Annotated in this window: 30 protein-coding genes and 3 tRNA genes; 15 read left to right on the top strand and 18 right to left on the bottom strand. The window is 58.3% G+C overall.

Annotation, left to right across the window (positions count from 1 at the left end):
* Positions 1–14: 14 nt before the first annotated feature.
* The 5 genes from pgsA to KJY40_RS16050 all read left to right on the top strand — a co-directional run bounded on the left by pgsA (position 15) and on the right by KJY40_RS16050 (position 2,842).
* Positions 15–575 (top strand): CDP-diacylglycerol--glycerol-3-phosphate 3-phosphatidyltransferase, encoded by a 561-nt coding sequence (gene pgsA, locus KJY40_RS16070; RefSeq protein ID WP_230731124.1) that lies wholly within the window; start codon positions 15–17, stop codon positions 573–575.
* Between the two features lie 60 nt (positions 576–635).
* A tRNA-Gly gene (locus tag KJY40_RS16065) sits at positions 636–711 on the top strand.
* Between the two features lie 46 nt (positions 712–757).
* Positions 758–831 (top strand) — tRNA-Cys (locus KJY40_RS16060).
* A gap of 229 nt (positions 832–1,060) precedes the next feature.
* Entirely contained in the window at positions 1,061–2,215 is a 1,155-nt protein-coding gene (locus KJY40_RS16055; RefSeq protein ID WP_230731123.1) for an acyltransferase family protein, read from the top strand.
* A 540-nt stretch (positions 2,216–2,755) separates the two neighbouring features.
* Positions 2,756–2,842, top strand: a tRNA-Leu gene (locus tag KJY40_RS16050).
* A 50-nt stretch (positions 2,843–2,892) separates the two neighbouring features.
* Here the strand turns inward: KJY40_RS16050 and KJY40_RS16045 are convergent.
* From KJY40_RS16045 to KJY40_RS16010, 8 genes are all read right to left on the bottom strand, one after another.
* Positions 2,893–3,177: a hypothetical protein gene (locus KJY40_RS16045; protein ID WP_230731122.1), complete on the bottom strand. Its 285-nt coding sequence runs from the start codon at positions 3,175–3,177 to the stop codon at positions 2,893–2,895.
* An 84-nt stretch (positions 3,178–3,261) separates the two neighbouring features.
* Positions 3,262–3,492 (bottom strand): hypothetical protein, encoded by a 231-nt coding sequence (locus KJY40_RS16040; protein WP_007958902.1) that lies wholly within the window; start codon positions 3,490–3,492, stop codon positions 3,262–3,264.
* 120 nt (positions 3,493–3,612) lie between these two features.
* Entirely contained in the window at positions 3,613–3,843 is a 231-nt protein-coding gene (locus KJY40_RS16035; protein ID WP_230731120.1) for a hypothetical protein, read from the bottom strand.
* A 130-nt stretch (positions 3,844–3,973) separates the two neighbouring features.
* Positions 3,974–5,008: a DNA topoisomerase IB gene (locus tag KJY40_RS16030; protein WP_230731119.1), complete on the bottom strand. Its 1,035-nt coding sequence runs from the start codon at positions 5,006–5,008 to the stop codon at positions 3,974–3,976.
* Positions 5,009–5,081: 73 nt separating this feature from the next.
* Positions 5,082–6,161 (bottom strand): molybdenum ABC transporter ATP-binding protein, encoded by a 1,080-nt coding sequence (modC, locus tag KJY40_RS16025; protein ID WP_230731118.1) that lies wholly within the window; start codon positions 6,159–6,161, stop codon positions 5,082–5,084.
* Between the two features lie 3 nt (positions 6,162–6,164).
* Positions 6,165–6,845, bottom strand: coding sequence for a molybdate ABC transporter permease subunit (gene modB / locus KJY40_RS16020; protein WP_085686959.1), 681 nt, complete (start codon positions 6,843–6,845; stop codon positions 6,165–6,167).
* A complete protein-coding gene (modA, locus tag KJY40_RS16015; RefSeq protein ID WP_230731117.1) occupies positions 6,846–7,601 on the bottom strand; it encodes a molybdate ABC transporter substrate-binding protein in 756 nt (251 codons plus the stop codon). It lies immediately after the preceding gene.
* Between the two features lie 173 nt (positions 7,602–7,774).
* Complete coding sequence (locus KJY40_RS16010; RefSeq protein ID WP_230731116.1) at positions 7,775–8,836, bottom strand: NAD(P)H-dependent flavin oxidoreductase; 1,062 nt, start codon at positions 8,834–8,836, stop codon at positions 7,775–7,777.
* 214 nt (positions 8,837–9,050) lie between these two features.
* Between KJY40_RS16010 and acuI the strand changes: the two genes are divergently transcribed.
* Both acuI and KJY40_RS16000 read left to right on the top strand, forming a co-directional pair.
* Positions 9,051–10,034 carry an acrylyl-CoA reductase (NADPH) gene (gene acuI, locus KJY40_RS16005; RefSeq protein WP_230731115.1) on the top strand — a complete coding sequence of 328 codons (984 nt, stop codon included), beginning with the start codon at positions 9,051–9,053 and terminating at the stop codon, positions 10,032–10,034.
* Between the two features lie 61 nt (positions 10,035–10,095).
* A complete protein-coding gene (locus KJY40_RS16000) occupies positions 10,096–10,554 on the top strand; it encodes a GyrI-like domain-containing protein (RefSeq protein ID WP_230731113.1) in 459 nt (152 codons plus the stop codon).
* On the opposite strand, the gene ada is transcribed toward KJY40_RS16000, so the two are convergent.
* From ada to KJY40_RS15975, 5 genes are all read right to left on the bottom strand, one after another.
* Positions 10,551–11,618, bottom strand: coding sequence for a bifunctional DNA-binding transcriptional regulator/O6-methylguanine-DNA methyltransferase Ada (ada, locus tag KJY40_RS15995; protein ID WP_230731111.1), 1,068 nt, complete (start codon positions 11,616–11,618; stop codon positions 10,551–10,553). The two genes, KJY40_RS16000 and ada, sit on opposite strands and share 4 nt — an antisense overlap.
* 88 nt (positions 11,619–11,706) lie before the next feature.
* Positions 11,707–12,369 carry a DNA oxidative demethylase AlkB gene (gene alkB, locus KJY40_RS15990; protein WP_407681969.1) on the bottom strand — a complete coding sequence of 221 codons (663 nt, stop codon included), beginning with the start codon at positions 12,367–12,369 and terminating at the stop codon, positions 11,707–11,709.
* A gap of 5 nt (positions 12,370–12,374) precedes the next feature.
* Positions 12,375–13,088: a 2OG-Fe(II) oxygenase gene (locus KJY40_RS15985; RefSeq protein WP_230731109.1), complete on the bottom strand. Its 714-nt coding sequence runs from the start codon at positions 13,086–13,088 to the stop codon at positions 12,375–12,377.
* 91 nt (positions 13,089–13,179) lie between these two features.
* Positions 13,180–13,350, bottom strand: a complete 171-nt coding sequence (locus KJY40_RS15980) for a hypothetical protein (RefSeq protein ID WP_007958927.1) — start codon at positions 13,348–13,350, stop codon at positions 13,180–13,182.
* Between the two features lie 34 nt (positions 13,351–13,384).
* Positions 13,385–13,687: a DUF1883 domain-containing protein gene (locus tag KJY40_RS15975; protein WP_007958929.1), complete on the bottom strand. Its 303-nt coding sequence runs from the start codon at positions 13,685–13,687 to the stop codon at positions 13,385–13,387.
* A gap of 211 nt (positions 13,688–13,898) precedes the next feature.
* Here KJY40_RS15975 and KJY40_RS15970 point away from each other — a divergent pair, with 211 nt between their 5' ends.
* Both KJY40_RS15970 and KJY40_RS15965 read left to right on the top strand, forming a co-directional pair.
* Positions 13,899–14,255 carry a hypothetical protein gene (locus KJY40_RS15970; RefSeq protein WP_230731107.1) on the top strand — a complete coding sequence of 119 codons (357 nt, stop codon included), beginning with the start codon at positions 13,899–13,901 and terminating at the stop codon, positions 14,253–14,255.
* Between the two features lie 73 nt (positions 14,256–14,328).
* Complete coding sequence (locus KJY40_RS15965; RefSeq protein WP_179694808.1) at positions 14,329–14,559, top strand: hypothetical protein; 231 nt, start codon at positions 14,329–14,331, stop codon at positions 14,557–14,559.
* Positions 14,560–14,561: 2 nt separating this feature from the next.
* Here KJY40_RS15965 and KJY40_RS15960 read toward each other — a convergent pair whose 3' ends face one another.
* Both KJY40_RS15960 and KJY40_RS15955 read right to left on the bottom strand, forming a co-directional pair.
* The gene (locus KJY40_RS15960) at positions 14,562–14,858 is read right to left on the bottom strand and encodes a hypothetical protein (protein ID WP_230731106.1); all 297 of its coding nucleotides are present in this window, start codon (positions 14,856–14,858) and stop codon (positions 14,562–14,564) included.
* Positions 14,859–14,998: 140 nt separating this feature from the next.
* A complete protein-coding gene (locus KJY40_RS15955) occupies positions 14,999–15,187 on the bottom strand; it encodes a hypothetical protein (RefSeq protein ID WP_096821531.1) in 189 nt (62 codons plus the stop codon).
* A 247-nt stretch (positions 15,188–15,434) separates the two neighbouring features.
* Here KJY40_RS15955 and galU point away from each other — a divergent pair, with 247 nt between their 5' ends.
* Together galU and gorA are read left to right on the top strand one after the other, a co-directional pair.
* Positions 15,435–16,274 (top strand): UTP--glucose-1-phosphate uridylyltransferase GalU, encoded by an 840-nt coding sequence (gene galU, locus KJY40_RS15950; RefSeq protein WP_007958937.1) that lies wholly within the window; start codon positions 15,435–15,437, stop codon positions 16,272–16,274.
* Positions 16,275–16,403: 129 nt separating this feature from the next.
* Positions 16,404–17,762: a glutathione-disulfide reductase gene (gene gorA / locus KJY40_RS15945; protein WP_230731105.1), complete on the top strand. Its 1,359-nt coding sequence runs from the start codon at positions 16,404–16,406 to the stop codon at positions 17,760–17,762.
* On the opposite strand, the gene KJY40_RS15940 is transcribed toward gorA, so the two are convergent.
* Positions 17,759–18,763, bottom strand: a complete 1,005-nt coding sequence (locus tag KJY40_RS15940) for a DNA-binding protein (protein ID WP_230731104.1) — start codon at positions 18,761–18,763, stop codon at positions 17,759–17,761. The two genes, gorA and KJY40_RS15940, sit on opposite strands and share 4 nt — an antisense overlap.
* A gap of 177 nt (positions 18,764–18,940) precedes the next feature.
* Between KJY40_RS15940 and KJY40_RS15935 the strand changes: the two genes are divergently transcribed.
* From KJY40_RS15935 to ahpF, 3 genes are all read left to right on the top strand, one after another.
* Positions 18,941–19,879, top strand: a complete 939-nt coding sequence (locus tag KJY40_RS15935) for a site-specific integrase (RefSeq protein ID WP_230731103.1) — start codon at positions 18,941–18,943, stop codon at positions 19,877–19,879.
* A gap of 136 nt (positions 19,880–20,015) precedes the next feature.
* Positions 20,016–20,579: an alkyl hydroperoxide reductase subunit C gene (gene ahpC, locus KJY40_RS15930; RefSeq protein ID WP_003224621.1), complete on the top strand. Its 564-nt coding sequence runs from the start codon at positions 20,016–20,018 to the stop codon at positions 20,577–20,579.
* 128 nt (positions 20,580–20,707) lie between these two features.
* Positions 20,708–22,270, top strand: coding sequence for an alkyl hydroperoxide reductase subunit F (gene ahpF, locus KJY40_RS15925; RefSeq protein ID WP_230731102.1), 1,563 nt, complete (start codon positions 20,708–20,710; stop codon positions 22,268–22,270).
* Positions 22,271–22,351: 81 nt separating this feature from the next.
* Here the strand turns inward: ahpF and gloA are convergent, their stop codons facing one another.
* Positions 22,352–22,873 (bottom strand): lactoylglutathione lyase, encoded by a 522-nt coding sequence (gene gloA / locus KJY40_RS15920; protein ID WP_230731101.1) that lies wholly within the window; start codon positions 22,871–22,873, stop codon positions 22,352–22,354.
* A gap of 142 nt (positions 22,874–23,015) precedes the next feature.
* On the opposite strand from gloA, the gene KJY40_RS15915 reads away from it, so the two are divergent.
* Positions 23,016–23,534 carry a DUF4946 domain-containing protein gene (locus KJY40_RS15915; RefSeq protein WP_007958947.1) on the top strand — a complete coding sequence of 173 codons (519 nt, stop codon included), beginning with the start codon at positions 23,016–23,018 and terminating at the stop codon, positions 23,532–23,534.
* 207 nt (positions 23,535–23,741) lie between these two features.
* Here the strand turns inward: KJY40_RS15915 and KJY40_RS15910 are convergent, their stop codons facing one another.
* A complete protein-coding gene (locus KJY40_RS15910) occupies positions 23,742–24,107 on the bottom strand; it encodes a histone-like nucleoid-structuring protein, MvaT/MvaU family (RefSeq protein WP_011334329.1) in 366 nt (121 codons plus the stop codon).
* Positions 24,108–24,194 lie beyond the last annotated feature (87 nt).

The raw sequence follows: 24,194 nt of genomic DNA, 5'->3' as shown, positions 1-24,194 counted from the left end.
AGCCAGTTGTGCCGATGAATATCCCTAATCTGATTACCGTTCTCCGCGTCCTGCTCATTCCGATCTTCATTCTGCTGTTCTATTTGCCTTACCAATGGAGCTATCTGGCCTCAAGTTCGGTATTCGCCTTTGCGGCGGCAACGGACTGGCTGGACGGCTATCTCGCACGACGCCTTGAGCAAAGCACGCCGTTTGGAGCCTTTCTCGACCCTGTCGCCGACAAGCTCATGGTGGCGGTCGCGTTGGTCTTGCTGGTGCAGGAGCATGGCAACTTCTGGCTGACACTGCCGGCAGCTGTCATTATCGGCCGTGAGATCGTGGTCTCGGCATTGCGTGAGTGGATGGCGGAGCTTGGAGCGCGTGCTCACGTCGCCGTTTCGAATCTGGGCAAATGGAAAACCGCCGCGCAAATGCTTGCGCTGGTGATCCTGCTGGCCAATCCAAAGGATTTCAGCTTTTGGGTCTTGGTGGGTTATGCGTTGCTGATGGTCTCTGCGGGGTTGACCTTGTGGTCGATGGTTCAATACCTTCGCGCTGCCTGGCCACATCTGAAGACCGATGTTGAAAAGAAATAAAACTTTTTTGAATCAAAGGGTTGACGGCGCTTCTGATTTCTATAGAATGCGCCACACCAAGCGGGAATAGCTCAGTTGGTAGAGCACGACCTTGCCAAGGTCGGGGTCGCGAGTTCGAGTCTCGTTTCCCGCTCCAATTTGTACAGCGTTTGTTGTTGCGCTACTGACAGCAAATGTTTTGAGGCCGAGTAGCAAAATGGTTATGCAGTGGATTGCAAATCCACCTACGCCGGTTCGATTCCGACCTCGGCCTCCACTCTTGAAAACCCCGTAGATCAGTGATCTACGGGGTTTTTTATTGTCTGCAGGAAAACGGGGGGGGCGTAAGCCACCGAGAGTGGCGGCGATCCGTCTCTGAGCGCATCGTGAGGTGTTTGCTATGGGAGGGGCCTCTTCGTCATGCGGAAATTCTTTTGATCGCTTGCCAAAGCGTCTCAGATGTATAATTTTTGAAAAATCAGTCTGTTTATAAGGAACGGCAAGCAATGACGTATGTCAAGGAGCACTGGAAGTATTTGACCAGTGCCGGTGGTTATCCTGGGATTGATTTCTTGAGAGCGACAGCCGTCCTGCTAGTAGCGTTTTTTCACTTTAAGATACTTCCAATAGGTTGGATCGGTGTAGATATATTCTTTGTGCTCAGCGGATTCTTGATCGGTGGAATAATCCTCGACAAAGTAAAGGCGGGGACTTTCAGTTTTTATGATTTCTATAAGAAGCGGGCGTTACGAATTTTACCAATATACTATTTCATTATGTTGCTCTGCTTTTTTTTAAAGGCAGGCGGGGTGTTCGATTTTGTCGGTCTCAAGAGCATTGTTTCAGGAATGCTCTTTCTGCAGACCACGGGTCCATATTTTTTTCCAAGTTTCTTTGCAATAAACGAGGCGTATATTCCAGGAGGGTCATGGAGTCTTGTTATCGAGGAAATGTTCTATCTGGTCGCACCGCTGGCTATTGTCCTGGTGTCTTACCTTGCATCCAAGAGGATGTGGCTCATTCTGATTGCACTGCTCGCAGCGTTCATTTCCGGTATTGCTGTCCGAATGGCAATGACTGCGGGGTTTGCTCCAGATGACGCCAGTTGGCATTTCGCAAGCTTCATACAGTTCCACTCCCGTTACGATGAATTGGTTGCGGGCGTTATGGCGGCGGCCTATTTGAGATTTTCGCGTGATGTAAAAGGTCAATCATCCTGGTGGATTGCGGCGGGTATCGCACTGACGTTTCTGTTTATGTTGTATATCGTTGGGAAACCAGAGTTTCTTGCGAAACCTTTCATGATTACTCGAGATACAATTTGGCTGCCAACGTTGCTGGGTGCAGTTGGCGCGTGTTTTGTATTGGGTATTTATTGGGTGCCGCTTCAGGCGAAACCGATAGTTCTGCTTGCCAGGCTTTCATATCCTCTGTATCTGGTTCATATACTGTTTTTTGAGATTACAAATAGATACAGTGAGGTAGGTGTTTTGAAGTGGATGCTTGAGGCATTTACTTATCAAGGCAGGTCTATTGTTTTGATTTCGGTTTGTACTTTCCTTTCTTATTTGGTGTCTTTGCTCGTTGAGTATCCATTTATTCGAATGTACAAGACGAATAAAGACAGTGCGCGGGAAACAGTCGCGGCTGTCACAACCTAGTGATTCTGCCAGAGCGAAGCCCGCCGTGAGCGGGCTTCTTTTTGCCTGCGAAACCGGGATAGATCGTGACATCCCGGCTTGCGCGCGGTTTGGGCGAGTGCGAGAACTACGATAGGTATTCATTCTCGACCCTGCCAGGGTACGGTCAGATCCATCGCAATATCACATTTTGAATGAGTCCTGATCAGTCTCACATCCGGAAACGCGCCTTTGGGCTTGTATGGACCGTAGCGGGTTAAAAATCAGTAGCTTGCGAAACTCGAATAGTGCTAACCTATTGAAAAGCGTAGATTTATAGATGGATCGCAATCCAGCAGTGACGGTTTGACACCTACCTCAGACTCCACTCTAAATACGCGTCGTAGATCCATGATCTACAGAATTTTTTATTGGCGTTGCGCCCAGAGAGGCTTAGCCTTTCAAACCGTAACCGCAAACTTGATTCACCAGGGAGTGATGTATATATTCCCCCTCTGCTGCCGCGGTGCAAATCCTGACAGGATTGTGAATCGTGGTCAGCGCAGGAAACACCGCGCTACCGCCCGAATGGCGAAACTGGTAGACGCATGGGACTTAAAATCCCCCGCTCGTAAGGGCGTGCCGGTTCGATTCCGGCTTCGGGCACCATGAATATCAAGGGCTTGCATGACATACCTCATGCAAGCCCTTTTTTGTGTTCAGACAAACCCCTGCCCGCTAAAGCCTCTAGGCAGACGCTGGAGTCCAGCGATCGCGGTGAGTCGTTCGACCCACTCCGAGCGCCAGTCGGTCGCGGAATGGGCAGCCCTGGACTGGCGAGCCGCTCGCCGCGCCGCATTGCGCTGATTTTTTCGCGCATCCTTGTACGCATCCGTATTGCGGCAGCTGCGGCACTTCACTCGATTGAGTTCGCTGCTGGAAGAGAGGTCGTTGCCTTTGTGCCCACAGGCCAAGTGTCCGTCGACTTTGAAATGAATGACCATAAGACGCCTCCTTGGTGACGTGTAAAGGTATTGACCTCTCACGACCAAGGGCGTTCTTTTTTTCGTGCACCGTGAATCGATGACTTACCTGAAGCGTGGCAACGGCCGGTCGATCGGTTTAAGCGATGACAGGGTGCTGCGAATCAGCGGGGTATCCTTTTCGATATCGTTCAGTCGGTCGCGGATGCGCAGGGCGGTCGGGTGCCCGCCTTGATGGTCGACCCAGTCGGCGATCTCTTTGCAGGCCGCAGCGAGGCGTGCTTCGCGGGCATCGAGCAAGGTGAGGAGAGTGGTGATGGACTCTCTTTCGGACATGAAACACCTCCGTACATTAATCTGCTCGGTGGCAGCAAAAAGCCCGCGAAGGGCGAGCTTTCTGCCGTTGGGGCGCTGCTCCTTCAGCTGGTTTGAGTATAGACCCGTAAATGACAGCTATCAGCCCGACGACTCGGGGGCGGTCACTCGCGAGCTGGCGGCGTTGAGCCGATGACATTCCTTGCGGGCGTCGTCTTCCCGATCATAGCCATCGCCGATGAAACCACCGGTTCTGGTGTCGCAGATGCGATACCAGCCCATGGCTTCGGCGGGTTCATGAAGGCTTTCTCCGGTGCGCCGGCCGTGGATGACGATCTTGTTGCAGCGCTTCACGACGAATATGTCTTCCATGGCGTCACCGCGGCTGATTCGTATCAGATCAACTATAGAAGCCCTGACCAGTCGTGCAAAAAATAGACAGGTCAGTTCGTCGGGTGCAGTTGCCAGGCTGATGGGTGTCGGCGCAGGTGGTGAGTCGGATTCAATGCGTCGAGGTCGCGATCATCCGCTCGAGGAACAGCACCAGCGCAACTTCTTCCTTGCGCAGGCCCTTGCGGACGCGCGGTTTAGGCAACTCGGCCAAGGCGCCGAGCATGAAATGCTCGACCACCGCCGGGTGGATGTAGCACTTGCGACAGACCGCCGGTGTGTTGCCAAGTTGGCGGGCGACGCCCTTCACCATCTCGACCACATGCCGCTTGGCCTCGGTCTCGGACTCCCATTGCAGCTCCCGCAGAACCGCCAACGCCAGTGCGCTGCCGGCCCAGGTACGGTAATCCTTGGCGGTAAAATCCGCGCCGGTCATGGCTTGAAGGTAGGTGTTGACGTCAGAGGAGCTGACGGTGTGCCGCTCGCCGTTTTCATCCAGATACTGGAACAGGTTCTGTCCCGGAATTTCCAGGCAGCGCTTGATGATTCGCGCCAGGCGCCGGTCCTTCACCGTGATCTGATGTTCGATGCCGCTCTTGCCGCGAAACTGGAACAGGATTGCACTGCCGTTGACCTCGACATGCCGGCTGCGCAGGGTGGTCAGGCCGTAGGAACGATTGTCCCGCGCGTATTGCGTATTGCCTACGCGGATCAGGGTGGCGTCGAGCAGCGTGATGACGGTCGCCATGACCTTGTCGCGGCTGAAACCGGGAGAAGCCAGCAGCGCCTCCAGCTGTTTGCGCAGTTTGGGCAGCGCCAGACCAAACTCGCGCAGACGCGAATACTTGTCCGCGTCACGCACTTCGCGCCAGCGTGGGTGATAGCGATATTGCTTGCGTCCACGGGCATCGCGGCCGGTGGCTTGCAGGTGGCCGCGCGGGTCGGCGCAGATCCACACGTCGACGTAGGCCGGCGGAACGGCCAGCGCGTTGATGCGTTTGATCTCGTCAGGATCGGTGATGCGCTGGCCTGCGGGATCGAAGTAGGCGAATTTTCCGCGCAATTTTTTGCGAGTGATACCGGGCTGTGTGTCATCGACGTAATGCAGATCCGAAGGCAACACTTCGGTGAGCGCAGTATCGGGCATGGCGGACGTCCTTCGCGGCAAATCAGGCTGTTAAAGCCATTGACCGCACGCCATGACGGTCGTGCCCGCGGATTTACGCCAGTACCGCAACAGCCTTGATCTGGGCCCACAATGACTGGCCCGGATGCACGCCAAGCTGATCCCGTGAATAGCGAGTGATGCGCGCCAGCAACGGTGTCCCGCCGGCATCGAGGCGAATGAGCACGTGGGCGGCGTTATCGGCCGGTTGTTCGCTGACGACCGTGACCGGCAGGCGATTGAGGATGCTGCTGAACTCGCTGTTTTGCAGGGTCAGGCTGATGTCGCGCGCGTGAACCTTGCAACGCAGTTTTTGGCTCGTCGTCATGGGCGCGTGGGTCACGCGAATGCTCAGTGCCGAGTCGGGCAGTTGCAGGGTGAGCAATTGATAGTCGGCATCGTAGCCGCTGACCTGGCCTTCGATGATCACGCCGGCGTCGTTGTCCATGGCCAGAGGCAGGTCGAGTCGCGCCAGGGTTTCGCCAATCGGGCCGCTGGCCAGCGCTTTGCCGTCGCTGAGCAGCACCAGATGATCGGCGAGCCTGGCCACTTCATCCTGAGCGTGGCTGACATACAACACCGGGATTTCCAGTTCGTCGTGCAGGCGTTGCAGGTAGGGCAGGATTTCGCTTTTGCGCTGACTGTCGAGGGCCGCCAAAGGCTCGTCCATCAGCAGCAGCCGGGGGCTGGTCAACAGCGCCCGGGCGATGCCGACACGTTGCCGCTCGCCACCGGACAGATGCTGCGGATGACGATCGAGCAAGTGGCCGATCCCCAGCAGTTCGGTGGCTTGGGTCATGTCGACCCGGCGCTGCGTCTTGGCAATGCGCTTGAGGCCGAATTGCAGATTTGCCAGCACCGACAGGTGCGGAAACAGGCTGGCTTCCTGGAAGACATAGCCGAGCGCGCGTTTGTGCGGCGGCACGAAAATGCCTTTTTCGCTGTCCTGCCAGACCTCGTCATTGATGCGGATAAAGGCCTGCGGCGCGCGTTCGAGGCCTGCGATGCAGCGCAAGCAGGTGGTCTTGCCGGAGCCGGACTGACCAAACAGCGCCGTCACACCGCGACCGGGCATCTGCAGATCAACATCGAGGCTGAAGCCCGACCAGGCCAGTTTCAAACGTGCATCAATCATCGATCAGCTCCAGCCCGCGCGGGTCTTGCGGCTGGAATACAGCGCCAGCAACACCAGAAACGAAAACACCAGCATCGCCCCAGCCAGCCAGTGCGCCTGCGCGTACTCCATGGCTTCGACGTGGTCGTAGATTTGTACGGAAACCACCCGGGTCTTGTCGGGAATATTCCCGCCGATCATCAGCACCACGCCGAACTCACCAACGGTGTGGGCGAAGCCGAGGATTGCCGCAGTGATGAAACCGGGACGGGCCAGGGGCAGAATCACGCTGAAAAAGGTGTCCCAGGGATTGGCGCGCAAGGTCGCGGCCACTTCCAGTGGGCGAGTGCCGATCGCGGAGAAGGCGTTTTGCAACGGCTGCACCACGAACGGCATGGAATAGAGCACCGAACCGATCACCAGGCCGGTGAAGCTGAATGTCAAGGTGCCAAGCCCCAGCCACTGGGTGAAATGACCAATGAAGCCATTGGGGCCAAGGGCCAGCAGCAGATAGAAACCGATGACCGTCGGTGGCAGCACCAACGGCAGGGCAACAATCGCGCCGATGGGGCCGCGCAGCCAGGAACGGCTGCGCGACAACCACAGGGCAATCGGAGTGCCGATGACCAGCAGGATCGCGGTGGTCAGGGACGCCAGTTTCAGGGTCAGCCAGATCGCCGCGAAATCGGCACTCGTCAGCGACATTTACAGTTGATAACCGTAGGACTTGATGACCGCAGCGGCTTTCGGGCCTTTGAGGTAATCAACCAGCGCTTTGGCAGCGGCGTTGTCTTTGCCTTTGTTCAGGATCACGGCGTCTTGCTTGATCGGGTCGTGCATGCTCGCCGGAACGATCCACGCCGAGCCGCTGCTGACCTTGCCGTCCTTGTAGATCTGCGACAGGGCGACGAAGCCCAGCTCGGCGTTGCCGGTGGACACGAACTGGTAGGCCTGGGTGATGTTCTGGCCTTCAACGATCTTGGCTTTGGTGGCCTCAGTCAGCTTCAGCTTCTCCAGCACCTGAGTGGCGGCGAGACCATAAGGGGCGGCTTTCGGGTTGGCGATGGACAGGTGCTGATATTCGTTTTTCTTCAGGACCTCGCCTTTGGCATCGACGTAAGCTTCTTTGGCCGACCACAGCGCCAGGGTGCCGATGGCGTAGGTAAAGCGCGAGCCCTTGACGGTGTCGCCTTCTTTTTCGAGTTTTTCAGGGGTGCTGTCATCGGCCGAGAGGAACACTTCGAACGGCGCGCCGTTTTTGATCTGGGTGTAGAACTGGCCGGTAGCGCCGTACGCAGCGACCAGTTTGTGCCCGGTGTCTTTTTCGAAATCGGCTGCAATCGCCTGGATCGGCGCGGTGAAGTTGGCCGCGACCGCGACTTGCACTTCGTCGGCCTGAGCGGCGCCGATGGCGAATACCGCGAGCAGGGCAGGGGCAAAACGTGAGGCACGATTGATCATGTAACGGCTCCGTGGGTGGCAAGTGCAGTGGGCAGTTGTTATTGGAAGGTAGACTGCGCCGATGCGAGAGTGTGAAACGCTATATAGCGAAATATATAGCGAAATGCCGCCAAACGGGAAGCACTGCTTTCAAACCGGGCGAGGGCGCCACGCTCCTCACCCGTTCGGGGTCATCACCGCGTCAGTTTTGCCAGTGCGCCTTCAGCCAGTTGCCGGGTCAGTTCAGCGGTGCCGAGGTCTTTGCCGAGCGTGAACGCCTGGCCGGCCCAAAGGTTGCTGAAATCCGCTTCACCTTTCGCGCGCAGCGGCATCAAGGCACCGCCCGCCAGCGGAAAGGCAGGGGCCTTGTCCGACATCGGGCCCAGCTCGCGCATCACCCGATTGAGAATCCCCCGCGCCGGTCGCCCGGTAAACAGATTGGTCACCGCTGTCTCGCTTTCCTTGGCGATGCGCAAGGCCTTGTGGTGCGACGCACTGACTTTCGCTTCCGGGGTAAACAGATACGCCGTGCCGACCTGAACCGCCGAAGCACCGAGCATGAAGGCTGCCGCCACGCCGCGGGCATCGGCAATCGCACCGGCAGCGATCACCGGCACACTCACGGCGTCGACCACTTGCGGCACCAGGGCAAACGTACCGACCTGACTGCTCAGGTCATCGCTGAGAAACATCCCGCGATGGCCGCCGGCCTCGTAACCCATGGCGACGATCGCGTCGCAACCGTTCTGCTCCAGCCAGATCGCCTCGTCGACGGTGGTTGCCGACGAAATGATTTTCGCACCGGTGGCCTTGACCCGATCCAGCAAGGATTTTTCCGGCAGGCCGAAGTGGAAGCTCACCACTTCAGGGCGAAATTCTTCCAGCACTTCGCAGGCGGCCGCATCGAAAGGCGCGCGGTTGGACACCGGCGTCGGTGCATCGAAATCGACGCCCAGTTCGCGATAGTAGGGTTCGAGCAGATTTTTCCAGTCACGGGCCTTTTGCTCATCGGCGGCCGGCGGTTGATGGCAGAAGAAGTTGACGTTGAACGGCTTGTTCGTGCCCTGGCGAATGGTCTTCAGCTCTTCGCGCAGTTGCTCGATGGTCAGCATTGCCGCCGGCATCGAACCGAGGCCACCGGCGTTGCACGCTGCGATGACCATGGAAGAATTGGTGGCTCCGGCCATGGGGCCCTGGATGATCGGCAGTTCGATGCCGAACAGGTCAAGAATGCGGGTATCAGGCCATTGGCTCATGGAATAGCTTCTCCGACGACAAAACAGGGCAGGGACGGTAGCAGCCGGTTTTTTAACGCAAAGCCACCCCCATGACCAGCACAGATTTGTAGCTTGAACAGCCGGCGCTGGCTCGGCGTTCTGGCCCGATTGGCTAAAGGTCGAGTGGGGCAAAATGTTGCAGTGTGCTATTCCAATCCCTCCGCATCCTGAATTCCACCCGTGAGAGGCAGTCATGTTCAAAGGCATTTTGATCGACAAAGACGACAGCGGTTATCGCGCCAACCTGCAGGAGATCAACGACGAGCGGTTGCCCGAGGGCGATGTGACGGTTCGCGTCGCGTACAGCACGCTGAACTTCAAGGATGGACTGGCGATTACCGGCAGCAGCCCGGTGGTGCGCAAGTTTCCGATGGTGCCGGGGATCGATCTGGCGGGCACCGTCGAAGTCAGCTCGCATCCGGATTACAAGGTCGGTGATGCGGTGCTGCTCAACGGCTGGGGTGTCGGTGAAAGCCACTGGGGCGGTCTGGCGCAAAAAGCGCGATTGAACGGTGACTGGCTGATTCCGCTGCCCAAGGCATTCACCGCCGCGCAAGCCATGGCCATCGGCACGGCGGGTTATACGGCGATGTTGTGCGTCATGGCGCTGGAGCGCAACGGCGTGACCCCGCAACAGGGCGAAGTGCTGGTGACGGGGGCCAACGGCGGCGTTGGGAGTTTTGCCATCGCATTGCTGAGCAAGCTGGGCTACCGCGTGGTCGCTTCGACCGGTCGGGTGTCGGAACACGAATACCTGAAACAACTGGGCGCCGACGAAATCATTGATCGCGCCACCCTGTCCGAACCCGGCAAGCCGCTGGCCAAGGAACGCTGGGCTGGCGTCATCGATTCGGTCGGCAGCCACACGCTGGCCAATGCCTGCGCCAGCACCCGGGCCGAAGGCACGGTGGCTGCGTGCGGTCTGGCTCAGGGCATGGATTTCCCGGCGTCCGTGGCGCCGTTCATTTTGCGTGGTGTGACGCTGGCCGGGATCAACAGTGTGACCCAGCCCAAGGCCCGTCGTATCGAGGCCTGGGATCGTCTGGCGAAGGATCTGGATTTTGCCCTGTTGCCGCTGATCAGCCATGAAATCGGCCTCGGCGAAGCCCTCGAAGCGGCCCCGAAGTTGCTCGCCGGTCAGTTGCGCGGGCGGGTTGTGGTCGACGTCAATCGCTGACACATTAGCGCCATCGCGGCTCGCTCGGGCCGCACTTCGAGCTAATGGAGTGGCGTTTTCGATGGACTTACAACAGCAATTCGTCGATTCATTCACGGTTTCCGGCCTGCGCGTACGCACCACCAACGCAGCCGAACACAACCCTGAAACCGCGCAGATCGGTCCGATGTGGGGACAGTTTTTTGCCAAGGGGCTGGCCGAGGTGATTCCCGGCAAACTGACGGAGTCGTCAGTGTATGGCGTGTACTCGGCTTACGAGTCCGATGCCTCCGGGGCATTCGATGTCACCGCCGGGGTGGCGGTGGCCGAACCGTCAGCAGACTTCGAGACGATCCGGATCGAAAGCGGCAACTATCTGGTGTTCGAAGGGCGCGGCCCGTTGCCGGGAGCGGTCATCGAAACCTGGGGCCGGATCTGGCAGCACTTTGAAGTCCATCCTCAGATCGAGCGTCGATTCGCCACCGATTTCGAAGCCTATACCGGCCTCGAATCGGTGGCGATTTACATCGGCCTGCGTTAAGACTGCGTTTCGCGCAGCAACAACTCACGCTTGCGCTCCACGCCCCAGCGGTAGCCGCTGAGATTGCCATCGCTGCGCACCACGCGGTGGCACGGAATGGCCACCGCGAGGCTGTTGGCGCCGCAAGCCTGGGCCACTGCGCGCACGGCTTTTGGCGAGCCGATACGCAAGGCGATGTCCGCGTAGCTGGCGGTGCCGCCGACCGGTATTTCGCGCAGCGCCTGCCACACCCGTTCCTGAAACGCCGTGCCGCGCACATCCAGCGGTAAATCCAGGCCGATGGCGGGCGCTTCGATGAAACCGACGACGCGAGCGATCAGTTGTTCGAACTCGGCATCGGCGCCGATCAGGTTGGCCCGGCGAAACTGGTCCTGCAGGTCGCACACCAATTGGTGCGGATCGTCCCCCAACAGAATCGCGCAGATCCCGCGCTCGCTCTGTGCCACCAGAATGGCGCCGAGCGAGCACTGGCCGACGGCGAAACGGATGTCGTTGTTCTGTCCGGCGGCCCGGAAATCGCTGGGTTTCATGCCCAGTACCTGATCGGCCGCCTCGTAGAAACGGCTGTTGGAATTGAAACCGGCGTCATACAGCGCTTCGGTCACCGAGCCGCCGTCCGCCAGACGCTGACGAACCCGGCGCGAGCGATGCGCGGCGGCATAGCCTTTGGGCGTCAGGCCCGTCGCTGCTTTGAACACGCGATGAAAATGGAAGGCGCTCAGGCCGGCAGTCTCGGCCAGATCGTTGAGCGCCGGCAGGCTGCCCGACGCCTCGATCTGGCGACAGGCTGCCGCGACGGTGGCGGCATGCTGCGCAGCGACTTCGGTCTGATCCTTGCTCGCCCGTTTGCTGGGGCGATACCCCGCTGCCTCGGCGTCCTCGGCAGTGTCGAAGAACTCGACGTTCTGCGGTTTCGGCAAGCGCGCCAGGCTACTGGGACGGCAATAGATGCCGGTGGTTTTCACGGCATAGACAAACTGGCCGTCCGCCCGAGGGTCGCGTGCCACGACAGCGGCCCAGCGTGGATCGTCTTCAGTGTTCAGCGAGGTGGAAAGCGTTTTCATGATGGAGAGTCCGTTGACCTGTTGAATTTCAGGTTAACCAGTGCCACCGGCCGGAACACTCCGACCCTTGCGGTCAAACTTTGCAGGATTATCCAGCGGTGCGAAACGTCAGGTTGAAGCGCTGTTCGCCAAGGCGCGGGTGCCGGCCAGGCTTGATCGGCAGGATGCCGTGATAGCGCAGTCGGTCGACGCCGCCCCAGATCACCATGTCGCCGTGCAGCAGCGAGATTTTCTGGCTCCTGTCGCCGCGTGCGAAACCACCGAACAGGAACGTTGCCGGCAGACCCAGTGACAGAGAAACGATCGGGGCTTCGTAGGCATTTTCGTCTTTGTCCTGATGCAACGACATCTTTGCGCCTGGGACATAACGATTGATCAGGCAGGAATCGGGTACGAATTCGGCAAAACCGGCGCGTTTCGCTGCGGCCTGGGCCAGCTCGCGAAACACCTTGGGCATGGCTGGCCAAGGTTGATGGCTCACGGGATCTTCAGATGAATAGCGGTAGCCGCTCCGATCGGTGATCCAGCCCAGTGCACCGCAACTGCTGGTGGCCACCGACATGCTGAAGCCCCCAGGTGTCATCATGTGGCGCAGCGGTGCGCAGGCAATGATCGATTCCAGGGCCGGCAACAACTGCTCGATTTGCGGCAGGGCAAAGCCGCGCAGCACCCAGGATTGCTCGCCGATCTGTTCTGCGCGCCGGGGCTGCTCGGATTCTGTGTCGGCGAACAGATCGAAGGTGGTTTGCATGATCGTCAGGTCGCGTCGTGGAAGATGATGCCCAGAGTATGCCGTTTTCCGCTGTGCAGTCGGCTGACGCCGTGGCGCATGGTCACCCGATAGTCGCCGCGCACGCCTTTGACCGGGCGCTGGTTGACGGCAAATATCAACGCGTCGCCTTTTCTCAGGTCCATCACCAGCGGGCGGGACTGCATTCTTGGACGCTGTTCAGTCAAAACGAACTCACCGCCGGTGAAGTCTTCGCCAGGTTCTGACAGAAGAATCGCGATTTGCAGCGGAAACACATGCTCGCCGTACAGATCCTGATGCAGACAGTTGTAGTCCTGCGGGCCGTATTGCAGCAAGAGCGGGGTAGGCCGCAGTTGACCGGCGGCGTGGCAGCGCTCAAGAAGTTCGCTGTGTTGCTCTGGAAAGCGTTCCGGTAAGCCCATTCGTTCATGCCAGCGGTTGGCCAGAGGCACGAGTCGCAGGTAAAGCGCACTACGCAGGCCTTCCACCACGGGGGGAAGCGGATAGCGAAGGTATTTGTATTCCCCGCGCCCGAAACCATGACGGGCCATGATGACCTGGGATCGAAACGGTTCACTTTGTGGGTAAAGCGCACTCAACCGATCGCAGGTGTCCGGGCGCAGCAACGTGCGGATGACGGCACAACCGTCCTGATCCAGTTGCTGCTCCAGGGCGATCCAGTCGAGCGCATCGAGCGGGGAGGCGGGTGAGGGTGACATGCTGATTCCTTGGCTTGCATTCAGGTCTCAGTCTGGGCCGTCCACCCGGCCGCAACACTCCGCCGCTTGCGGTCGAATTGTCACCCGGGTCTTACAGGGCCTTGCTGACGCTGATGTCGCTGATCACATCATCGCTCTGGCCGTGCAGGGCATCCAGCGCGGCCTTGGCTTCTTCCGGCGTGCCGTTTTCCAGTTGGGCGAACTCGAAGCGGCGTTCACCGTTGAGTTTGTACTTGATCACGTATTTGGTCGTTTGGGCCACGTTGATGCTTACCTGTCTGCGTTGGCGGAACCGCTCAGCTGAGTTTGGAGCTCGAGCGGCGAATGATCTTGATCGAGTGCGTCAGGGTCGGCTTGCGGGTCACGCTGATCGCACGGCGGTTGACGGTGTCGATGGTAATGTTCCAGAAACCGGTGCTCGGGGCGGTGATGCGGGCCGGGAACGTGTCGAAAGCACCGCCGTGATAGGTGTGGCGGCCGCCATTTTTGAAGCTGCGGAAGTTGGCGTCGTTCATCAAACGGATGTTGCAGGTTTGCGAGCATTGGATGACGACGATGTCGTCTTCGTTGAGGTGCTCGCGTTGGTGAATGAATTTCATGGGCGCCTCCAGAAGGGCTTTTTCTACAAAATCAAAACGATAGCATTGTCGATTGGCGCAGTTTATCAGCCCGGACAGGTTATTATCCGGCCGTCGGGCACCGCTTTGACAATTAAAAACAGATATTCACGATTCGATGTGGGTTAAATGCAGTGAGCCTCGGAGAAAAACGGCATTCGTGCTGTCGGAGGGTCTTTATTGGAGGTTTTGTATGAAGTGGGGTGTGGTGATTCTGCCGTTGGCATTGGCAATGGGTGGTTGCGCAAGTGTTTCGGAAATCAATGAAACGCTGCCGACCATGAACGTCATTTCCGGCAAGAAACCCCATGAATATGCTGAGTGCCTGACCGAAAAGCTGTCCAGCAGCCGGGGTGCCCTGCAGGTGGAGCGGCAAAAGGACGAAGTCCGGGTCATCGTTCCGGGCAAGCTGGGATCGGGTCCGGCCGCGGTGTTCGACATCGAGGATCGCTCCGGTGGCAGCAGCATCAAGCTGCACGAGCGGATGTCCAATGTGCCGCTGCGTCCATGGGATGTGCGCAAAGCCGCCACGGCCTGTATTTCCGGCTGATAGACTGTCAGTAGTCAGCATTGATGCCGTCACAGCGTTGCTGTGGCGGCATTGTCATTTCTGGGAGAGGTGAATGAAGAGAGAGCAGGTGCGGGAGCGACACAAGGAAGGGCTCATTGCGGCGACCCATGTGATCCAGAACCCGGCGAATCCGGGGGAGTGGATCGTGTTTTTCAAGAAAAGCGCCGGTCGCAGTTACTTTCTGGTCGACGATAACGATGAGGTTGAATCCTTCAGCCGGCTCGACGACCTGATCGAGGTCGTACGCGGCCTGGGGATCAAGTTCGCCGAAATTCACATGTAAGGCTATTTACACACCACCACGACGCTACGGGTTTTGTAATTGCCGACGTCGACGCCCAGGGTCTTGTCGCTTTCTTTGGGCGCCGGTGTGCCGTCGGTCCCGACGATGCGATAACCGGTTCCGGCGCAGGACGCGTCAGCTTTTTCATAACAGCTTGCCCAGGAGTTGGCTTCGCCGGAGCAGTCGATGCTCAACCCTTGTTCACCGTTGTTCAGGTAGGCGGTCTGCGAGGTGGCGCAGCCGGCCAGGACAGCGAGCGCAATCAGGGGCAGGAAGTTGATGAAGGGGCGGTTGATCATGGCAATGTCGTCTTCGAGGAGGAGGGGGCTAGTCGCTATGACAGCGCCGGCAGGAAAAGGTTATAGCGATTGGCCACTTCTTTGTGCGCAGGCCAAAAAAAGCCCTGCGCGAAAGCAGGGCCGGGATTTGTGGTCGCCGATCAGTCTTGATCCTTGCCGCGACGCTTCGGTGCAGGAGGCGTGTAATCAAGCACCGCGGCTACTTCAATCGCCATCGCTTCAGTGGGCAACGGACCGGACACGTCTTCGCCGTTGGCGGCGGTGATATGCCACTGGCCATCTTTCGCCTTGGCGACGGTGTACCCATTGATGATTTTTGCTGCGGACATCGATCGGCCTCGTTGGCTGGTTCAAAGGCGCCATGATAACGGTAAATGGGCGAACGGGCGCAGGTCGATGAGGTGTTTCGAGATCTTTGAGCTACGCTGATTGCGCAGCCTCTGTGTGCGGATTGAACTATCCGCCAGATTATTTCTCTATGTTGACATCGGTTAGCCAGTGCGGGGCATTGTAAGGTGCACGCCGCCTGATTAGACTGCGCCGAAACTCGTACACACAGCCCTTTCAAGGACTTATATGATCAAGAAATGCTTGTTCCCAGCAGCCGGTTACGGTACTCGCTTCCTCCCAGCGACTAAGGCCATGCCCAAAGAAATGCTGCCGGTGGTAAACAAGCCACTGATCCAGTACGGCGTCGAAGAAGCTCTGGATGCTGGCCTGAACGAAATCTCCATCGTGACCGGCCGTGGCAAGCGCGCCCTGGAAGACCACTTCGACATCAGCTATGAGCTGGAAAACCAGATCAAAGGCACCGACAAGGAAAAATACCTGGTCGGTATCCGCAAGCTGTTGGACGAGTGCTCGTTCTCCTACACCCGTCAGACCGAAATGAAAGGTCTGGGTCACGCGATCCTGACCGGTCGCCCGCTGATCGGTGACGAGCCGTTCGCCGTGGTGCTGGCGGACGACCTGTGCGTCAATCTTGAAGGCGACGGCGTACTGACCCAGATGGTCAAGCTGTACAAGCAATTCCGCTGCTCGATCATTGCCATCCAGGAGGTCGATCCGCAGGAAACCAGCAAGTACGGCGTGATCGCTGGCGAAATGATCCGCGACGACATCTACCGCGTACACAGCATGGTCGAGAAGCCAAAGCCGGAAGACGCCCCGTCGAACCTGGCGATCATCGGCCGTTACATCCTGACTCCGGACATCTTCGACCTGATCGAGCAGACCGAGCCAGGCAAGGGTGGTGAAATCCAGATCACCGACGCCCTGATGAAACAAGCCCAGAACGGCTGCGTGATGGCCTACAAGTTCAAGGGCAAGCGTTTCGACTGCGGTGGTGCTGAAGGCTACATCGAAGCAACCAACTTCTGCTTCGAGAACTTCTACAAGACTGGTAAGGCTTACTGATAAAGCCTGATCTGCCTGTACGAAAAAGCCACCTTCGGGTGGCTTTTTCATTTTCCGCCCCTATATCGGCAGGAGTGCTTGCCCAACGGACGACGGCGGGTATGCTGATCGCCTGCCGAGGAGATAGAAATGGCCTACGATTTTGACCTTTATGTGATTGGTGCCGGTTCCGGCGGAGTGCGGGCTGCGCGTTTTGCTGCCGGGTTCGGTGCGAAAGTGGCGGTGGCCGAGAGTCGTTATCTGGGCGGTACCTGCGTCAACGTTGGTTGCGTACCGAAAAAACTGTTGGTGTACGGCGCGCATTTCGCCGAAGACTTCGAACAGTCCTCGGGATTTGGCTGGAGCCTGGGCGAGGCGGATTTCGATTGGGCGACGCTGATTGCCAACAAGGATCGCGAGATCAATCGCTTGAACGGCATTTATCGCAACCTGCTGGTCAACAGTGGCGTGACCCTGCATGAAGCGCACGCCAAGATCGTTGGTCCGCACGAAGTCGAGGTCAACGGCGAGCGATACACTGCGAAGAATATTCTGATCGCCACCGGTGGCTGGCCGCAGATCCCGGAGATTCCGGGGCATGAGCATGCGATCAGCTCGAACCAGGCATTCTTCCTCAAAGAATTGCCCAAGCGTGTACTGGTCGTCGGTGGCGGTTACATCGCTGTTGAATTTGCCGGGATTTTCCATGGCTTGGGCGCCAACACGACGTTGCTGTATCGCGGGGATCTGTTCCTGCGCGGTTTTGACGGATCGGTGCGTAACCACTTGAAGGAAGAGCTGACCAAGCGCGGTATGGATCTGCAATTCAATGCCGACATTGCCCGTATCGACAAACAATCGGACGGCAGCCTGAAGGCCACCCTCAAGGATGGTCGCGTACTGGGCGCGGATTGTGTGTTCTATGCCACCGGTCGGCGTCCGATGCTGGACAACCTGGGGCTGGAGAACACTGATGTGCAGCTCGATGACAAAGGCTTCATCAAGGTCGATGAGCAATACCAGACCACCGAGCCGTCAATCCTGGCGCTGGGCGATGTCATCGGGCGTGTGCAGCTGACGCCGGTGGCGCTGGCTGAAGGCATGGCGGTGGCGCGACGTCTGTTCAAGCCTGAGCAATACCGTCCGGTGGATTACAAGATGATCCCGACGGCAGTGTTCGGTCTGCCGAACATCGGCACCGTCGGCCTGACCGAAGAAGAGGCGCGGGAAGCGGGTCACGACGTGGTGATCTACGAAAGCCGCTTCCGGCCGATGAAGCTGACTCTGACTGACTGCCAGGAGCGCACGCTGATGAAGCTGGTGGTGGATGGCAAGTCTGACAAGGTGCTGGGCTGTCACATGGTCGGGCCAGATGCCGGCGAGATCGTGCAGGGCCTGGCAATTGCGCTGAAGGCTGGCGCCACCAAGCGTGACTTCGACGACACCGTCGGGGTTCACCCGACGGCGGCCGAAGAATTTGTCACCATGCGTACGCCGGTCGGCGCTTAAGTCTTTTTCGGTTCTGCTGCGTCTGGCGCTGCCGCAACGGTGGTGGCCAGGCGCAAGCTGGCTTGAACCGTGGTCAATTCCTTCTCCAGTGACTGATTGAGCTGCGTCTGCTCGTCGACGTTCTGCTTGAGTGTCTGGCTTTCCAGCAGGGCCACGCGCAGGCGTTCCTGGAGGAGGGTGCGTTCGCTGTCGACGCGAGACGCTTGCTCCAGCAGTTGATCCTGACGCTGATTGCTGTGTTTGAGCTGATCCTGCATCAGGCTCAGTTCGCGTACGGTGCCGCGATTCTCGGTCAACAAGCGTTCGTTGTCGCGGTGCAATTGAGTGATCTCATCCTGACGTACCAGTGCGCTTTGCTGTGCCTGACGCAGCTCCATCTGCAATTGCTGCACTTGGGTTTCGTGACGGCTCTGTTCCTGCTCGCGCTGTTCCTTGATGGCGTTGCGGTAGTGCTCAAGTGCATCGCGGGCGTGCAGGTGCTTCTCTTCCAGCGAGCGGATCTGCTCGTCCTTGTCCTGCAAGCGCAATTCAAAATCCGCCAGTGCCTGATTCAGCCCGGCGTTGCGGGTCTGCTCGGTCTGCAGCATCGAGCGGGTATCGCTCAGGGCTTCGGATTCCTTGGCCAGCGCGGCGGCCTGAATGTCGTGCTTCTTCTCCAGTTGCGCATGATCCTGACGAAGCTGATTCAGCTCGTCCTCCTGTGCCTGGCGCTGTTGCTCGTACTGCTCGCGTGCCTGATCAATCGGCTCTTGCGCCTGTTCTTTCAGGCGCTGGGCAAGGCGCGTGACGAGTGCCAGCAGCTCGTCATCGATGGGTTCTGCCGAAGGATCGGCCGGTTCGCTGCCGTCATCTAGCTCCTTCAGATAGCGATGAATCGTGGTTTTGGAACCCGTATTGCCCAGTTCGATGCGTACTGCGTCGATGCTGGGGTGTTCGCCACGGGCGAGGATCGCTGTGCGCGCGATCTGGACTACTGCTTTGTTAACGCCGCCACGGGCCATATCTGCTCCTACCATTTCGTACTGTGGTACATGCCACCAAAGTACGCAGTGTACCATGTTGAAAATAAAGTGAAATAAGCAACGATAAACGGGCGGGATATACTGGTATTACCCCATGTGAAACCCCTAGAATCGTTTTCCGCAAAAAAACTCAGTACGCCACGAGAAAATCAGCCCATGAGCGATATCGATCGCTATCTGCAAGCCGCTACCCGTGACAACACCCGCCGCAGCTATCGTGCGGCCGTCGAGCATTTCGAAACGGTATGGGGTGGGTTCCTGCCCGCGACAGCGGACAGCATCGCGCGGTATCTGGTGGCGCATGCCGGCGTGTTGTCGGTCAACACGCTGAAGTTGCGTCTGTCGGCGTTGGCGCAGTGGCACAACAGTCAGGGCTTCGCCGATCCCACCAAGTCGCCGGTGGTGCGCAAAGTGTTCAAGGGCATTCGCGCCCTGCATCCCGCGCAGGAAAAACAGGCCGAGCCATTGCAACTGCGCGACCTTGAACAGACCGTCGCCTGGCTTGAGCAGGAAATGAAGGACGCTAGAGAGAATCAGGACCGGCCGTTATTGCTCAGAGCCTGCCGTGATCGGGCTTTAATCCTGCTGGGCTTCTGGCGAGGCTTTCGCAGCGATGAACTGTGTCGGGTGCAGATCGAACACGTGCAGGCCCACGCCGGCAGAGGCATCACCCTGTACCTGCCGCGCAGCAAGGGCGATCGGGAAAACCTCGGCCAGACCTACCAGGCCCCGGCGCTGCTGAAGTTGTGCCCGGTGCATGCCTATATCGAATGGGTCACCGAGGCAGCACTGGTGCGAGGCCCGGTGTTTCGCGCTGTCGACCGCTGGGGCAATCTGAGCGAGGAGGGCTTGCACGCCAACAGCGTGATTCCGTTGCTGCGTCAGGCCCTGGAGCGCGCGGGGATCTCCGCCGAGCGCTACACCAGCCACTCCCTGCGACGCGGCTTCGCAACGTGGGCCCATCAAAGCGGCTGGGATCTCAAATCGTTGATGAGTTACGTGGGCTGGAAGGATATGAAGTCCGCCATGCGCTATGTTGAAGCGAGCCCCTTTCACGGGATGGCCCGGATTACGGATAGGCCGCTGTCGCCGTAGATATCGTTTTCTTCTATTAATACCCTCAGCTAATAGCGAAAACAAATCAGCAGCATCAGGTTTGCCAATGAGCCATCCGTCGAGTGACTGGGTAGGATTCACCCATCGAATTCACAACCCTGACGGAGAGTCATCAATGCCTATCATCAACAGCCAAGTAAAACCGTTCAAAGCTACCGCGTTCAAAAACGGCGACTTCGTACAAGTCTCGGACGCTGACCTGAAAGGCAAATGGTCCGTAGTGTTCTTCTACCCGGCCGACTTCACTTTCGTTTGCCCAACCGAGCTCGAAGACCTGGCTGACAACTACGCCGCCTTCCAGAAGCTGGGCGTAGAGATCTACAGCGTTTCGACCGACACCCACTTTGCCCACGCTGCCTGGCACAACACTTCGCCAGCCATCGGCAAAATCGAATACACCATGATCGGCGACCCGACCCACGTCATCTCCCGCAACTTCGACGTGCTGATCGAAGAAGCTGGCCTGGCGGATCGTGGCACCTTCGTGATCAACCCTGAAGGCCAGATCAAAATCGTTGAACTGAACGATGGCGGCGTTGGCCGTGACGCTTCCGAGCTGCTGCGCAAAATCAAGGCTGCTCAGTACGTTGCCGCTCACCCAGGCGAAGTTTGCCCAGCCAAGTGGAAAGAAGGCGAGGCCACTCTGGCTCCGTCCCTGGACCTGGTCGGCAAGATCTAAGTCTGTGACACGCAATGCAGGGCGGGACTCCGCACCTACTTAAGTATGCTGCACCGCCCAATAGAAAAGCCCGGGCGAGATTCGCTCGGGCTTTTTTTCGCCTCAAATAAAGTCAGGAGATCGCCCGTATGTTGGACGTCAATCTTAAAGCCCAGTTGAAATCGTACCTGGAACGGGTCACCCAGCCGATCGAGATCGTTGCTTCACTCGACGACGGTGCGAAATCCCGTGAAATGCTCGACCTGCTGAAAGACGTTGCCAGTCTTTCGCACCAGATTACCTTGATCGACAGCGGTGACGATGCACGCAAGCCTTCGTTCTCGATCAACCGCCCGGGTGCCGACATCAGCCTACGTTTCGCCGGCATCCCGATGGGCCATGAATTCACTTCGCTGGTGCTGGCCCTGCTGCAAGTCGGTGGCCACCCTTCGAAGGCCAGTGTCGAAGTGATCGAACAGATCCGCTCGCTCAAGGGCGAGTTCAACTTCGAGACTTACTTCTCGCTGTCCTGCCAGAACTGCCCGGACGTCGTTCAGGCGCTGAACCTGATGGCCGTGCTGAACCCGAACATCCGCCACGTCGCCATCGACGGCGCGCTGTTCCAGGACGAAGTCAACGATCGCAAGATCATGGCCGTGCCGAGCATCTACTTGAACGGCGAAAACTTCGGTCAGGGTCGCATGGGCCTGGAAGAAATCCTCGCCAAACTCGACACCGGCGCCATCGAACGTCAGGCCGAGAAAATCAGCGCCAAGCAATCTTTTGATGTGTTGGTGGTCGGCGGTGGCCCGGCCGGTGCGTCGGCAGCGATCTACGCGGCACGTAAAGGCATTCGCACCGGTGTTGCAGCCGAGCGCTTCGGCGGTCAGGTGCTGGACACCATGGCTATCGAGAACTTCATTTCCGTGCAGGAAACCGAAGGCCCGAAACTGGCGACCGCGCTGGAAGAACACGTCAAGCAGTACGACGTCGACATCATGAACTTGCAGCGCGCCGACAAGCTGATCCCGGGCAAGAACGGCGAGCTGCATGAAGTTCGCTTCTCCAGCGGCGCGACCCTCAAGGCCAAAAGCGTGATTCTGGCGACCGGTGCCCGGTGGCGTGAAATGAACGTGCCGGGTGAGCAGGAATACCGCAACAAAGGCGTGGCTTACTGCCCGCACTGCGACGGCCCGCTGTTCAAAGGCAAGCGTGTAGCGGTGATTGGCGGCGGCAACTCCGGCGTCGAAGCGGCCATCGACCTGGCCGGTATCGTCTCCCACGTGACCCTGCTGGAGTTCGACGTTCAACTGCGCGCCGACGCCGTATTGCAACGCAAGCTGCACAGCCTGCCGAACGTCACCGTGATCACCAGTGCGCTGACCACTGAGGTCACCGGCGACGGGCAGAAGGTCAACGGCCTGCGTTACAAGGATCGCAACAGTGACGAGCTGCGCACGGTCGAGCTGGAAGGGATCTTCGTGCAGATCGGTCTGCTGCCCAACACCGATTGGCTCAAAGGCACCATCGAGCTGTCGCCGCGTGGCGAGATCATCGTCGACAACCGCGGTGAGACCTCGATCCCCGGCATCTTCGCCGCCGGTGACGTGACCACCGTGCCGTACAAGCAGATCGTGATTGCGGTGGGCGAGGGCGCCAAGGCTTCCCTCAGCGCTTTCGATCACCTGATCCGCACTTCGGCTCCGGCGTAAATTCCGGGCCCGAAAAAGAAAAAACCCATCAGCGATGATGGGTTTTTTTCTTTGCGGGGCGCTCTCTAGCCAGGTTCAGCTTTACAGCGGCGCCGGCTGGATGATCTCGACCCAGTAGCCATCCGGGTCCTTGATGAACGCCAGGCTCTTCATGCGGCCATCGGTCAGGCGCTTCTGGAAATCGCAGCCCAGTTCTTCAAAGCGTGCGCAAGCCGCAACGATGTCCGGTACAGAGATGCAGATGTGGCCGAAACCGCGTGGGTCGGTGTTGCCGTTGTGGTAGGCGAAAGCCGCATCGTTTTCGGTGCCGTGGTTGTGGGTCAGTTCCAGAATGCCGGGAATCGACTTCATCCACTCGGTGCGGGCAGCGGCGTCGGCCGGGATCTGCGATTTGTCGACCAGGGCGAGGAAGTACAGGCTGAATTCCGCTTCCGGGAAATCACGCTTCTCTACCAGCGAGAAACCCAGTACGCGGGTGTAGAAATCCAGCGATTTGGTGATCTCTTTGACGCGCAGCATGGTGTGGTTGAACACGAAGTGGCTGGTTGCGCTGTCCGGGGTGGCGGTGACGCCAGGGAAGGTGTTCAGTTCTTGCAGGCTCATGGGCCCTCCGTAACAAATTGGGGCGAGTGAATGGGCGCAATGATACGCATGCCTGGCAGCATCGCCAAACCGAAAGCGCGGGCTTGCCCTGCGAGCGGGCGGGCCTCAGACTTTACGACTCAATCCGCGAGTGCCTCTGGTAATGATCCGACCGTTCAAATCGCTGTTCGTTTTCCTGGGTTTTTCCCTGCTTGCTCTGCCGGCCTTTGCCGAGGCGCCGAGCATCACCTGGCCGGCCGGCTGGGAAGTCGAGGCGCTGCCTGAAACCTCCCCGGAAGTCTCCCGTCAGCGGGCAGTGAAGACTGACGCCGATGGCAATCAGGTGATGGTGATGGAGTTGACGATGACCCGTGTGGAAAGTGGCCATCAGGTCAACTTGCAGGGCGTGTTGCTGGAGATGCGCAAGTCGGTGCAGAAAGACTTTTTCCAGAGCGGTTATCAGAGTGTCTGCAACAAGGTTCACGCGAGTACGCTGGGCTCGCTGACCGCGCTTGAAACCACTTGTACGGTGACTGAAAACGGCCGTCATGTATTGTCGCAAACATTGGTTGCAGCGGTCGAGGCGGATAAGGCTTACGTACTTTCGTACGCCGGGCAGGCGGAGGTTTATAAGGCGAGCGGCGACGACATAGTCGCTGCGCGAAACAGCTTGAAATTCTAGTCGTCTGTTCGCGGTCAGCCTGATGTTAGATACCAGAACTGATTAAACATAAAGTTAATCTCCGGCTAACGGGGCAACATTCGGAAGCATAGTTCCGGCGCGAGAGCTGTCTTAGACTCAACTTTCCCGCCAGAAAAAACGTTGTATTTGTTAAATATTGTCCAAAAAAAAGCCCTGCATATGCAGGGCTTTCATGTTTGCGAGGGATTAACCACGCAACCAGGAATCAACGGTAGCTGCACCGTATTGTTCCTTCCAGGCCTTCAGGCCGCGATGGTTGCCACCCTTGGTCTCGATCAGCTCGCCGGTGTGCGGGTTCTGATAGACCTTGACCACGCGAGCGCGGCGGGTTTTAGGTGCGGCGGTCGATTGCAGACCGGATTTCGCCGGGTTCGGATCGAGAATGGCGATGATGTCTTTCAGGCCTTTGCCGTAGGTTTTCATCAGCCCCTGGAGCTTTTCTTCGAATTCGATTTCTTTCTTGAGCCCGGCATCGTTCTTCAGCGATTCCAGCTGCTTGAGCTGTTCCTGAAGGGCCTTTTCAGCTGCACGAAATTCAGCGAGTCTGGACAATATCTTTACTCCAATAGTGTGTTTGGCTGATACCAACCGCAAACAAAGCTATAAGCCAAGAGCCTTGAAGCGACTCGGTGATAATGG

Origin of the sequence: Pseudomonas fitomaticsae, assembly GCF_021018765.1 — a bacterium.
GTDB lineage: Bacteria > Pseudomonadota > Gammaproteobacteria > Pseudomonadales > Pseudomonadaceae > Aquipseudomonas > Aquipseudomonas fitomaticsae.
This window is presented reverse-complemented; position numbering and strand designations above follow the sequence as displayed.

Bases quoted from the DNA above. Each gene is read 5' to 3' on its own strand.
- KJY40_RS16045 (WP_230731122.1), bottom strand. From the start codon at position 3,177: ATGGTCATTCATTTCAAAGTCGACGGACACTTGGCCTGTGGGCACAAA.
- pgsA (WP_230731124.1), top strand. From the start codon at position 15: ATGAATATCCCTAATCTGATTACCGTTCTCCGCGTCCTGCTCATTCCG.
- KJY40_RS16055 (WP_230731123.1), top strand. From the start codon at position 1,061: ATGACGTATGTCAAGGAGCACTGGAAGTATTTGACCAGTGCCGGTGGT.
- gloA (WP_230731101.1), bottom strand. From the start codon at position 22,873: ATGAGCCTGCAAGAACTGAACACCTTCCCTGGCGTCACCGCCACCCCG.
- KJY40_RS15985 (WP_230731109.1), bottom strand. From the start codon at position 13,088: ATGTCACCCTCACCCGCCTCCCCGCTCGATGCGCTCGACTGGATCGCC.
- KJY40_RS15975 (WP_007958929.1), bottom strand. From the start codon at position 13,687: ATGAAATTCATTCACCAACGCGAGCACCTCAACGAAGACGACATCGTC.
- ahpC (WP_003224621.1), top strand. From the start codon at position 20,016: ATGCCTATCATCAACAGCCAAGTAAAACCGTTCAAAGCTACCGCGTTC.
- KJY40_RS16010 (WP_230731116.1), bottom strand. From the start codon at position 8,836: ATGAGCCAATGGCCTGATACCCGCATTCTTGACCTGTTCGGCATCGAA.
- KJY40_RS15965 (WP_179694808.1), top strand. From the start codon at position 14,329: ATGAAGAGAGAGCAGGTGCGGGAGCGACACAAGGAAGGGCTCATTGCG.
- gorA (WP_230731105.1), top strand. From the start codon at position 16,404: ATGGCCTACGATTTTGACCTTTATGTGATTGGTGCCGGTTCCGGCGGA.
- KJY40_RS16000 (WP_230731113.1), top strand. From the start codon at position 10,096: ATGGACTTACAACAGCAATTCGTCGATTCATTCACGGTTTCCGGCCTG.
- acuI (WP_230731115.1), top strand. From the start codon at position 9,051: ATGTTCAAAGGCATTTTGATCGACAAAGACGACAGCGGTTATCGCGCC.
- alkB (WP_407681969.1), bottom strand. From the start codon at position 12,369: ATGCAAACCACCTTCGATCTGTTCGCCGACACAGAATCCGAGCAGCCC.
- KJY40_RS16030 (WP_230731119.1), bottom strand. From the start codon at position 5,008: ATGCCCGATACTGCGCTCACCGAAGTGTTGCCTTCGGATCTGCATTAC.
- KJY40_RS15955 (WP_096821531.1), bottom strand. From the start codon at position 15,187: ATGTCCGCAGCAAAAATCATCAATGGGTACACCGTCGCCAAGGCGAAA.
- KJY40_RS15970 (WP_230731107.1), top strand. From the start codon at position 13,899: ATGAAGTGGGGTGTGGTGATTCTGCCGTTGGCATTGGCAATGGGTGGT.
- modA (WP_230731117.1), bottom strand. From the start codon at position 7,601: ATGATCAATCGTGCCTCACGTTTTGCCCCTGCCCTGCTCGCGGTATTC.
- ada (WP_230731111.1), bottom strand. From the start codon at position 11,618: ATGAAAACGCTTTCCACCTCGCTGAACACTGAAGACGATCCACGCTGG.
- KJY40_RS16040 (WP_007958902.1), bottom strand. From the start codon at position 3,492: ATGTCCGAAAGAGAGTCCATCACCACTCTCCTCACCTTGCTCGATGCC.
- KJY40_RS15940 (WP_230731104.1), bottom strand. From the start codon at position 18,763: ATGGCCCGTGGCGGCGTTAACAAAGCAGTAGTCCAGATCGCGCGCACA.
- ahpF (WP_230731102.1), top strand. From the start codon at position 20,708: ATGTTGGACGTCAATCTTAAAGCCCAGTTGAAATCGTACCTGGAACGG.
- modB (WP_085686959.1), bottom strand. From the start codon at position 6,845: ATGTCGCTGACGAGTGCCGATTTCGCGGCGATCTGGCTGACCCTGAAA.
- KJY40_RS16035 (WP_230731120.1), bottom strand. From the start codon at position 3,843: ATGGAAGACATATTCGTCGTGAAGCGCTGCAACAAGATCGTCATCCAC.
- modC (WP_230731118.1), bottom strand. From the start codon at position 6,161: ATGATTGATGCACGTTTGAAACTGGCCTGGTCGGGCTTCAGCCTCGAT.
- KJY40_RS15935 (WP_230731103.1), top strand. From the start codon at position 18,941: ATGAGCGATATCGATCGCTATCTGCAAGCCGCTACCCGTGACAACACC.
- galU (WP_007958937.1), top strand. From the start codon at position 15,435: ATGATCAAGAAATGCTTGTTCCCAGCAGCCGGTTACGGTACTCGCTTC.
- KJY40_RS15915 (WP_007958947.1), top strand. From the start codon at position 23,016: ATGATCCGACCGTTCAAATCGCTGTTCGTTTTCCTGGGTTTTTCCCTG.
- KJY40_RS15960 (WP_230731106.1), bottom strand. From the start codon at position 14,858: ATGATCAACCGCCCCTTCATCAACTTCCTGCCCCTGATTGCGCTCGCT.